We start from the raw sequence: 716 nt of genomic DNA, 5'->3' as shown, positions 1-716 counted from the left end.
TTCCTGCTGCTCGAAGCTGCCCCCGGCGATGCGGTCGATGCCTATATCGTCTCGACCGGTGGCGACGCCGGCATGATCGAATTGTTGCGACATCGCTGGGGCCTCGACCAGTCGGAGCTGACGCGGCTCGCCAATTACCTCTGGGCGCTGTTGCATCTCGATCTCGGCCAGTCGGTGACCTTCTCCAGGCCGATCCGCGACGTCATCCTCGAACGCCTGCCCAACACGCTGCTGTTGATGGTCAGCGCCACCGCGCTCTCCTTCGGGCTCGGCTCGGCACTCGGCATCTACGCCGGCGCACAGCCGGGCAGCTTCCGCGACCGCTTCCTGTCGATCGGCTCGCTAGCGCTCTATGCAGTGCCGGGTTTCTGGCTCGGCCTGGTGCTGATCGTCGTCTTTGCCGTCGACCTGCGCTGGCTGCCGATCGGCGGCATCGAAACCCTGGCCTCTGACAAGACCGGTCTTGACCGCGCCGCCGACATCGCCGTCCATCTCGCCCTGCCCGTTTCCGCCCTCGGCTTCATCTACCTGGCGCTCTATCTGCGCATGATGCGCGCCGGCATGGCCGAGGTCTGGCGGCAGGATTTCGTCCTGGCCGCACGCGCCAAAGGATTGTCACGCCGCCGCATCGTGCTCGCCCACGTCGCCCGCAATGCACTGCTGCCGCTGATCACCATGCTCGGCCTGCAGTCGGCGCAGATGCTCGGCGGCAGCAG

At 66.6% G+C, this 716-nt stretch carries 1 protein-coding gene; it reads left to right on the top strand.

Annotated elements, in window-relative coordinates; all coding sequences use genetic code 11:
* The coding region (locus EN939_RS36710) for an ABC transporter permease (protein ID WP_164751621.1) at positions 1 to 716 on the top strand (716 nt) is incomplete at both ends.

This window comes from Mesorhizobium sp. M7A.F.Ca.CA.002.05.1.1, assembly GCF_003998335.1.
GTDB lineage: Bacteria > Pseudomonadota > Alphaproteobacteria > Rhizobiales > Rhizobiaceae > Mesorhizobium.
This window is presented reverse-complemented; position numbering and strand designations above follow the sequence as displayed.